The organism is Gottfriedia acidiceleris (assembly GCF_050457485.1).
Taxonomy (GTDB): domain Bacteria; phylum Bacillota; class Bacilli; order Bacillales; family Bacillaceae_G; genus Gottfriedia; species Gottfriedia acidiceleris_D.
This window is the reverse complement of the sequence record NZ_JBCMJM010000019.1, coordinates 61,439-72,157: the sequence shown is the minus strand read 5'-3', so window position 1 is coordinate 72,157 and position 10,719 is coordinate 61,439. Positions and strand designations below refer to the sequence as shown.

Annotated in this window: 7 protein-coding genes; 6 read left to right on the top strand and 1 reads right to left on the bottom strand. The window is 33.3% G+C overall.

The features are described from left to right. From ABEY15_RS20445 to ABEY15_RS20425, 5 genes are all read left to right on the top strand, one after another. Window positions 1-1,007: RNA-guided endonuclease InsQ/TnpB family protein (locus ABEY15_RS20445; RefSeq protein WP_429891906.1), on the top strand; the 1,007-nt coding region annotated here is incomplete at its 5' end. A 166-nt stretch (window positions 1,008-1,173) separates the two neighbouring features. Beyond that, on the top strand, window positions 1,174-2,091 hold the full coding sequence (locus ABEY15_RS20440; protein WP_429891905.1) for a BglG family transcription antiterminator: 918 nt from the start codon (window positions 1,174-1,176) through the stop codon (window positions 2,089-2,091). Further along, window positions 2,051-3,292, top strand: coding sequence for a BglG family transcription antiterminator (locus tag ABEY15_RS20435; protein WP_429891904.1), 1,242 nt, complete (start codon window positions 2,051-2,053; stop codon window positions 3,290-3,292). Before ABEY15_RS20440 ends, ABEY15_RS20435 begins: the two co-directional genes overlap by 41 nt. Before the next feature lie 11 nt (window positions 3,293-3,303). Then, entirely contained in the window at window positions 3,304-3,741 is a 438-nt protein-coding gene (locus ABEY15_RS20430; protein ID WP_069034985.1) for a PTS sugar transporter subunit IIA, read from the top strand. Window position 3,742: 1 nt separating this feature from the next. Further along, window positions 3,743-4,906 (top strand): mannitol-1-phosphate 5-dehydrogenase, encoded by a 1,164-nt coding sequence (locus tag ABEY15_RS20425; RefSeq protein ID WP_429891903.1) that lies wholly within the window; start codon window positions 3,743-3,745, stop codon window positions 4,904-4,906. A gap of 82 nt (window positions 4,907-4,988) precedes the next feature. Here the strand turns inward: ABEY15_RS20425 and ABEY15_RS20420 are convergent, their stop codons facing one another. Then, entirely contained in the window at window positions 4,989-6,236 is a 1,248-nt protein-coding gene (locus ABEY15_RS20420; protein ID WP_429891902.1) for a helix-turn-helix domain-containing protein, read from the bottom strand. 406 nt (window positions 6,237-6,642) lie between these two features. On the opposite strand from ABEY15_RS20420, the gene ABEY15_RS20415 reads away from it, so the two are divergent. Then, window positions 6,643-10,701 (top strand): S8 family serine peptidase, encoded by a 4,059-nt coding sequence (locus ABEY15_RS20415; protein WP_429891901.1) that lies wholly within the window; start codon window positions 6,643-6,645, stop codon window positions 10,699-10,701. Window positions 10,702-10,719 lie beyond the last annotated feature (18 nt).

The following is a 10,719-nucleotide window of genomic DNA, read 5'->3' as shown; positions in this document are numbered from 1 at the left end:
AGAAAGAAAGCTATAAAAACAGTGGGAAGTTTATTTCTGATGGTCTATTAAGAAAAGAATTGACTGGTTTAAAACAAATTGATGAATTTTCTTGGTTGTATGAAGTATCGAATAATATTACAAAACAATCGATAAAAGATCTTTGTCATGCGTATGAAAAGTTCTTTAAAGGGTTAGCAGCTCAACCACGATTCAAAAGTAAAAGAAAATCAAAACCATCCTTTTATAACGATAATGTGAAGTTGAAAGTAAAAGGAAAGAAAGTGTTGATTGAAAAGGTCGGTTGGGTTCTAGTCTCTGAAGTTATATCAGATAAAAAATACTATAATCCCAGAATTAGCAATGATGGAAAATACTGGTATCTCTCTGTTGGAGTTGAAAAATCAAAACCAATCGTAGAATTGACAAATGTCTCACTTGGTATTGATGTGGGGATAAAAGATTTAGCCGTATGTTCAGATGGAACCAAGAAGAAAAATATCAACAAAACAATTACTGTTAAAAAGGCAGAGAAACGCCTACGTAGGTTACAGCGTCAAATTTCTCGTAAATATGAAATGAATAAGGAGGGAAACCGTTTCGTCAAAACAAGCAACATACTAAAAATCGAAAAGAAGATACAACACCTCTATAGAAAGTTGACGAATATCAGACTAAATCATCTTCATCAATCCACAAGTGAAATCGTGAAAACCAAACCTTATCGCATCGTAATGGAAGCTATAAATATCAAGGGAATGATGAAGAATAAGCACCTGTCAAAAGCAATCGCGAAGCAGTGTTTATTTAAATTCAAACGCCAAATTCATTATAAATGTGAAAAATATGGGATTGAATTTGTTGAAGCTGATCAATGGTACCCATCTTCTAAAACGTGCTCAAGTTGTGGAAATAAGAAAAATGATTTAAAACTATCAGACCGACTATACAAATGTGAATGCGGTCATGAAATCGATCGAGATTTAAACGCAGCAATCAACTTGTCACGATATAAATTAGTAAACTGATACCTAGACGTCATTACTGATATGTAGGATTCGTTGTATCCGAACTTACGCCCTTGGAGTGTTATATTAAACGAAAGTAGCCTAACTAGGCAAAATCGGACACGTAGAAAAGGGAAATAAACGAAATCTATAAAAATAATCGTTTTTTATTGATTTTTATAAGTTTTTGACAACGGTATATATGTATATATCAGCAAGAGAAAGAGAAATCATTAATTTGTTGTTGGATCATCCAAACGGAATCAATGTTCAGGAAATTGCAGAGAAATTGAATGTTAGTAGTAGAACCGTGCAACGGGAACTAAAAGGAATCGAAAATATTGCCTCAGCTCATAGCCTTTTCTTAAAAAAGGTATTAGGTGTCGGAATGTATATTGAAGGGACACCTGAGCAAAAAAATGAGCTTCAAATTGCAATATTAAAAAGTGGGCAAGAGTTTACTCAAAAAGAAAGACAAGAGTTAATTCTATGTTCCTTATTAAAAGAACCAGAATCTATTAAACTAAGCTCACTAGCAAATGATTTGCATGTTACCGTTGCTACAGTTAGTAATGATCTCAATAAAGTAGAGGAATGGTTAAAAGACTTCGATTTGGATCTAATAAGAAAGAAAGGGTACGGCATTGCTTTACTAGGTTCTGAACGAAAAAAAAGAAAAGCCCTAGGACATTTAATCGCACAGCAACTAAATGAATATGAGTTTTTATCTGTAGTGGAAGATGAGTATGAGTCAGAGAATAGATTCTCAAATGGATTATTAGAAATAATAAAACTAGAAAAACTCACCATGATTGGAAAAATGATTCGGGATATTGAACAACAATTACCTTATTCTCTAGCTGATAGTGCATTTATGACATTTACAATTCACTTATCTTTAGCCATAGAAAGAATTATTCAAGGTGAAGTAATACAAATAGATCAAGAGGTTCTTGAGGAATTAAGCACCTCTAAAGAATTTAATATCGCAAGTCAGATTGTTAATGAATTAGAAGAAGTGTTTCAAGTTAATATCCCAAATGCTGAAAAAGGGTATAATTACGATGCATTTATTAGGTGCAAGGCAGCGTCAAGAGAAAAATGATTGGCTAAAAGAGAGTAGCACAGAGATCGTTGTAGGCTCAAAAAAGTTAATCAATTTTGTCTCTAAAGAACTTGAAATAAATTTTGAAGAAGACCAAGCCTTATTTGAAGGACTAATTACTCATATTGAACCAGCAATCTATCGAATTCAAAAAAAACTAGATGCAAATAATCCTTTAGCAAGTCAAATTCAAGAAGATTATCCTGCAATGTTTAAGATCATTCAAGAAGGATTAAAAGAAGCTTTTCCATCAATTGTTTTTCCAACTGAGGAAATCGCTTATCTTGTCCTACACTTTGGTTCATCTCAAGTAATCTATGATAACAGTAAAGAAGTTAGAGCGCTTGTATTATGTTCAAGTGGGATTGGTTCTTCTAAAATGTTAGCGAGTCGAATCAAAAAAGAGATAAAAGAAATAACAGATATCGAAGTATCATCTTTAGCAAACTTAAGAAATATGCAAATTGAGCAATATGACATTATTTTATCTACAGTTGAGATGCCGGGATTTTCCAAAAAATATATTACCGTTAATCCCTTATTGCCAAAGAAAGAGGCTGAGCAGATTCGTCATGAAATAAAACGCAACTCTCTTACAACAGAAGCAACATTACTAAGAAAGCTCCATAGCAAAAAGTTTCAAAAGCAGATCAAGCTAGAAACGCCAGAATTAATTAAACTAAATCTTGAAGTAATACAGCAGTACTCAGAAACTGTACTCCATATATTGAATACATTTGAGACAATTTCATTACCGTTTATTCCAACCTCTTCTATTTTATTATTGGAAGTATGCAAACAGGCAAATGTTAGAGGATTAATAGGTGATTACTTTGAGGTGACTAATCAACTCACAGAAAGAGAAAAGAAGGGTGGCCTAGGGATACCAGGTACTAGTATAGCACTGTATCATTGTCGTTCAGAATTTGTTATGCAACCAGTGTTTTTATCCTTTTTGCTTCATGAGCCGATGGTAGTCAAAGCAATGGATCACTCATCAATAAAAATCACTACATTATTATTATTACTAGCTCCAGTTGAAATGGAGACAGGTCAATTAGAGGTGTTGAGCACAATTAGTTCAACAATTATTGAAGATGAAGAATCAACACGGATTTTTACTTCTAATAAGTATACAGATATATATAGCAAATTAAGCTATGCATTTTATGAAAATTTACAAAAGAGATTTAAGAATTGAGGGATTAGTAAATGATTCAGACAGTATTACCAACAGATAATGTTTTATTAAATGTAGATGTGAAAACAAAAGATGAAGCTATTCGTTTAGCAGGAAATCTTTTAGTAAAAAACGGTTATGTAAAAGAAAATTATATTGAGAAGATGATTGAAAGAGAAGAGTCTTTAACAACTTATATGGGGAACTTTATTGCGATTCCACACGGAACTGAGGAGTCAAAACAAGAGGTAATCTCATCTGGAATTTCGATTCTTCAAATTCCTAATGGAGTAGATTTTGGGAACGGAAATATTGTAAAGGTAGTATTCGGTATTGCAGGCAAAGATAATGAGCATCTTGATCTGTTATCTCAAATTGCAATCCTTTGTTCAGAGGAAGAAAATGTACATAAATTGGTCGCAGCCACTTCAAAAGAGGAACTAATTTTAATGTTTAGCGAGGAGGAGTAAGATGTTAGCTGTACACTTTGGTGCTGGTAATATTGGAAGAGGATTTATAGGACAATTATTACACAAGGCAGGGTATGAGATTTGCTTTGTTGATGTTAACGAAGAGATTATTAATGAACTGAATGAGAAGAAATCATATACTGTCATGCTAGCAGATCGTACTCAAGAAAAAATAAAAATAACAAATGTAAGAGGTATTAATAGTCTGGAAGATCCATGGGCAGTAGCAAAAGTAATTGCACAAGCTGATATTGTAACAACAGCAGTAGGTCCCTCAATTCTTCCTAAAATAGCAAAGCTAATTGCAGAAGGATTAATTGAAAGAGTTGAGAAATCGGATAAAGCGTTAAATATAATTGCATGTGAGAATATGATAGGTGGAAGTACTTTTTTAAGAGACGAAGTTTATTTAAATATGACATTATCTCAGCAGAAAAAAACTGAACAGTCGGTCAGTTTTCCGAATGCTGCAGTAGATCGAATCGTACCAATTCAAAGTCACGAAGATAAATTATTAGTAGCGGTAGAACCTTTTTATGAGTGGGTTATTGATCAATCAAAAATGATAGGGGAAGTTCCAGCAATTGATGGTGTAACTTATGTAGAGGATTTACTTCCTTATATTGAAAGAAAACTATTTACTGTAAACACTGGTCACGCAGCGACTGCATATTTAGGAAATTTCTACGGATACAAAACGATTAAAGAAGCAATTTCTGATGAAAATATTAGAAATATTGTTAGTTCCATTTTAGATGAAACGGGTAAGTTATTAGTTAAAAAATATAACTTTGATTCGGATGAACACACTGCCTATATTAATAAAATATTAGGTAGATTCGATAATGAATATATTTCAGATGAATTATCTCGTGTTGCTCGATCGCCAATTCGTAAATTAGGAGCGAATGACCGTTTTATTAAGCCAGCTAGAGAATTAATAAATTTTGGAATAACTCCTACCTATTTAGTTAAAGCAATTGCAGTTGCTCTATTCTATAAAAATAATGATGATCATGAAGCAGTTGAACTACAAAACTTCCTCCAAGAGCACACTGTGGAAGAGTTGCTTGTTAAATATTCAGAATTATCAGATTTAAGTGAGTTAACTAGTTTAATTATTAATGAGTACAAACAGTTAGAGAAGGACTTACTTGTACATTAATTTTACTAGATTTATAGATTATGAAAGTACTGAAAGGGACAGATTCAATATGAATTAGTCCCTTTTGTCTTATCTATTTTATCTAATGACCATTAATAAACATATCCCCAATATGAACTGCTTTTTCAAATTGTTTTGTCTTAACATAATAGTTGTAAAGCAACTTTGCATATTTAATTGCATGTGTAACATGATGGTGATTCTTAAAGAAAGGATATGCAGTTTGTTCCATGTAATCATAATATTCATCAAGTTTTTCGTTAAAACGTAAAATTAGAAGAGTAAAGAGGATTTTATATAAATCATTTGTGGCCTTTTCTGAAAGGGCAAGTCCTTCCTTTGCTTTATTAAGCAATTCCTTTGTCGATAAAAGTTTCCCTTCTTCAGCATTATCTAGATAGTTATACAAACGATTTAAATAAGGTAATGATTGTTTATCGGCTTCTTCAACTGATTTTTCATAAAAAATATGTGCATTTTTAAAGTCTTGCTTCCAAAAATACATTAGACCTAAATTGTGTAAGATCATACCTCTTTTATCTAAAAGGCCTAAAGCTTCGCTATGCTCAATTAAACTCTCATACCTTTTTACAATTTCTTCAAAATCTAGTTGTGTACTGTCTTTTAATTGTACTAGCATCAAGGATTCAGCCAAAATTGCCCTTGCATAATTATTTGTTTTATTAAAGTATCTAAAAGCTTTTTCACCATAGAAATATGCCATAACTTTAGAGCGTGTCCAATGATAGGCTGATCCTAGATGATAGTAATATTCTTTATTTCCGTATTCCTCTATATTGACCTTCTTTAATTCTTGTAAGGCAATTTGTCTATTTACATTTTCTAGAAGGGTATATTGGGCTAAATAATATATTCCTCTGACATGGTGTAATAGATTCTTTTCAAAAGTTGACATAGGAGGAGTATCTTTTTCAATCCGTTTTATAATACGATCAGCTTTTTCAATGCTTTTACATAAAATAAAATATCGGGCTAATAAAAGCTGAAAATAGATCGCATAGTTAGACGCACTAATATAGTGAATGCTTTCTAATTCTTCTTTTATGATGATAACGTCCTTCATTCGCTCTAATATAATTGCGTTATGCCATTTTTGGAGTTTCTTTTCAATATTTCGAACAGTGGCTATCTCATTTTTAATGTCAATCTGAAGACGTTGAGAGAACAGTTGAATAATTTCTTCAGAATATCGAGTTTCCCCTCTTTCTATCCTACTTACATGGGTAGCGGTACAAATATCTTTTCCTAATTCCTCTTGCGTCAATCCCGCTTTTTTACGATAAAATTTAATGATTTCGCCTTCAAGCATATGTTCTCTCCTTTTCTAATTCCAGTTGCTTAACTATGAAGTTTTTGCGTCAATGCAAGATTACATTCCTAAAATTTGTGAATGTTCATTTTGCAACGCAAATCTAAGAAACTAGAAAGTACAAAGACTTTTAAATACCTATTAATTTCATTATAGCTATAATTTGGTAAAGTCAAATACTTTCATTTCAAATTAAAAATAACACAATTTTTTTATCAAAACTTCATGCTTTTTTAATATTTAATGAAATTTCCTTTCAGATTTCAATACCTTTTAGTAAAAAAATCCTACAAAATGACCAAAATTTCGATTAAAAATAACACAATATGCTTTTTTCCTAAATGCGATTACTATTTAAATAGTAAGAATTTTTTAACTATATAGAGAAAAATGGGGGATGAAGAATATGAAGGCAACAACATTGGCAAAGCACTCGGCAGTACTTGCCCTTTCAACAGGTCTGCTTATTTCACCTTTCAGTGCAAAGTCATATTTAACGGCAAATGCAGCAACTTCTAAAGCTGAAGAAATTTTAGCCTCAATTACACCAGAGCAAAGAGAAGCACTAAAACAATTAGAATTAAACGATCAAGATGGGCTTCAAGGCTTTCAAGAAAATGAACTGAATTCTGATAAAGACATCACTGTAATTGTTCAGTTCAATTCGGATCCAAGTAATGTTGCAGTATTAGAAGCAGCAGTTGACGGAAAATCATTAACAAAAGCGTCAGCACAAGCTCAGGTAGATAAAGAGCACAATAAATTCAAAGAAGACGTTGGAAGGTTTGTAAAAGTTAAAGAAAAGAAAAGGGCACCTGTTATTACAAAAACATATAAAACAGCATTTAACGGTGCAGCTATTACTCTTCCTGCAAATCAAGTAAAAGAACTTTTAAAATCAAATGCTGTTAAAACGATTTATAAAGATGTAACTTTTAATGTAGATCCAATTAAAGAAGAGGTTCCAACAGATGTTGCTAGTAAAACAACTACTTCAGTAGATAGCATTCCTTATTTAAACGTGGATAAGCTACATAAAGAAGGAATTACAGGTAAAGGCGTTAAAGTAGGGGTGCTCGATACTGGTATTGACTATAACCACCCAGATTTAAAAGACGCATATAAAGGCGGATACGATTTTGTAGATAATGATAATGATCCAATGGAAACTACATATAAGGATTGGCAGGCATCAAACCAACCTGAAAGTAATGGCGGTGGCTCTTACTATACAGAGCATGGTACTCATGTGTCAGGGACAATTGTTGGACAAAATAAAAATGATAGTGAAGTTTCGGTAGAAGGAGTTGCTCCTGATGCGGATCTATATATGTACCGTGTGCTTGGTCCATACGGAAGCGGATCATCTGAAAATGTAATCGCAGGTATTGATAAAGCAGTTCAAGATGGTATGGATGTTATTAACCTTTCATTAGGGGCAGGAATTAATGATCCATATTATCCAACTAGTACGGCAATAAATTATGCTGTACTAAATGGCGTAACAGCGGTGGTTTCAGCAGGTAACAGTGGACCTAATGCTTATACTTTAGGATCACCAGGTACGGCAGCATTTGCTTTAACAGTAGGAGCGAGTGATGTACCAACGACAATTTCAACATTTGAAGGAAAAGTAGAAGGCGGATGGTCAACTGATCTTGTAAGTATGGCTAGGAGCTTCGCTGATAACTTTAATAGTTTAGAAGGAAAATCTTTTGAACTAGTAGATGTTGGATTAGGAACTTTAGATGATTACAAAAATAAAAATGTAGCAGGAAAAATTGCTTTCGTTCAGCGTGGAAACTTTGCTCTAGTAGATAAAGTGAAGTTTGCAAAGCAAAATGGAGCAAAAGCTGTCATTATGTACAATAATGTTGATGGCCATGTTGGATATAACTTAGGTGAATCAATGGAATATACTCCTGCATTCTCTATGACAAAGAAAGCAGGAGAAGAATTAAAAGGAAAAATTGCGAGCGGGAATACAACGTTTACGTTTACGAATCTGAAGGGAATCTTAACTGGAGGAGATAGATTAGCAGACTTCAGCTCAAGAGGACCAGTTAATGGAAACTTCCAAATGAAGCCAGAAATTACAGCACCTGGTGTAAGTGTTTTATCTACGGTTCCTTCTTATATTGCAAATCATGATACCCCAGAAGACTATAGATATGCATATCAAAGGATGGATGGAACGTCTATGGCATCACCATTTGCAGCTGGTGTGGCAGCATTATTAATTGGACAGAATCCAAACCTTGAGCCAGCAGATGTCAAATCAATTATGATGAACACTGCTGATCAACTTAATGGAGACTATAGCGTTTTTGAAGTAGGAGCAGGTCGTGTAGATCCATATCAAGCTCTTCACACTCAAACAGAAATAAAAGTACAAGATGAAACATTAATCCCTGTCGGTGACAAATTATTAAAAGCAGAGAATGAAACAGGTGGGTTGAGTTTCTGCAAACAAGTAGTAAAAGATGGCTCACAAGTTAAAGTAAAGAAAGACATTGAGTTTACAAACACTAGCAATAAAAAGAAAACATTTGATGTAAAAGTAGTAGATAATGCGAAGGATAAGAATGGATTACATGAGAACGGAGTGGTTCTAGATATAAGTAATTCATTAAAAGTGGACAAGAACTCAATTAAAACAGTGAAAGCAACATTAACTGTTCCATCTACAGCGAAAAAAGGTTTTTATGAAGGCTATGTTTTAATCTCAAATAGTAAAGATAAAACGGAACAATACCGAGTACCATTTAGTTTCAAAAAATCAGATGAAGGCTTTGATATGCTTGATTTACTAACGCCTGCTATTACACCTTCTTATTATAATCATGCGTATGACGGCTATCGTAACACAACAGCTTTGTTAAAATTCAACTTAGGTTCACCAATTAATACACTAGATGTAATTTTACAAGACGGAAAAACGAATGAAGATCTAGGATTAGTCGGTACTCTCAATTTAGAAGGAAGACCAACGGACAAAGACTACTTCCTTCAAGTGTTTGGTGGGGCATATAACAAGTTTACTGGAGATAAAAAACATCCTATTTCTGAAGAAACAACGATTGCTAAACCTGGACACTACAAACTAAAATACGTTACTACTTTACCAAATGGAAAACAAAAAATAAACTTTGACAATGTATTTATTGATATCGACACACCTAAGGTAAAAAGTTCATTAGATGGGGATTCACCGTTTATTGAGTATAAACCTGGACAAAAGACATTTCCATTTGAAATGGAAATTAAAGATGACGCTTTAACAGAAATGCAGAAGGCTGGTATTGATTTAGACGAAACATCGAATTTTGCAGTCTATACGTATGGTGCTCCTTTTCCAAATGGACCAATTAAAATGGACAAAAACGGCAAGTGGATTGATGAAGTAGAAATGGTTGAAACAGTACAAGCATTACCATTTAACTTAATTGGTTACGATGCTGCTGGAAATCAAGCAAACTGGAAGGAATACTATTTTGTTAAAGAAGGTACACCAGTTGCATACGCTAAACATAATGTAGAACTAGCTAGATCAGGAGACATTCTATCTGCATCTTTAGTATTAGATTACGTACAAGGCGTGAAAGAAGTTACTTGGAATTTTGATGATGCTCAAGCAGCAGGGATTCCTTATGTTAATCTTGTAGATGCTGCTTTAACGGATAATTTCAAAGATAAAGCAACCATTAAAGTAACTGGTAATAAAATTAAAGTGACGTTTAAAGAAGCAATGATGTTTGACCGTGCAGAAGTAGCAAATATAAAAGTAAAAGTACAAGACCAACTTTTCTATCCAATAGGTTATATTAACCCATCTGCTAACATAGTAGATGCTAACGGACAAGCAGTAAAGTTATTAAATGCAGGTAAACGATTCCAATTAAAACCAAGATTTAACCGAGTACAAGGTAGTATTATACCAGAGGGGTACCTAGTTGAAGGTCAATCATATACTGGGTATCGTGACTGGACAAAAGTAGGCGCAACAATGAAAGTAACAAATGGTGATTATAACCTAAATGCAACGAACCTGATAACTAGTGGTGGTCGTTTTAATCTCGAACCACTTCCGCTGAGCAAAGATGCATATACACTTGAAGTTAATGTACCAGGACACTTTATCACGAAAGAAACACAAAAATTCGGTTTTGAATACAAAGGCGAATTATATGGAAAATCAGAATCAACTAACATTAACTTAGTTGCTGGGGATGTTAACCAAGACAATGTAATCGATGTTCAAGATGCACTTTACGTTCAAACATATTGGGGAACAAACAAACGAAGTGCTGATATCAATTTTGACGGAACTGTAGATGCAAAAGATTTTGTATTTGTAGAGAAAAATTACTTACAACAAAATCTATCAGTACAAAATGCACCAACGCCGAAAAAAATCTACAAAAACCAAACGTTAGAAACGATTAAAAATCAATTAGGCTTATAATCTTAAATCCCAAAGGAG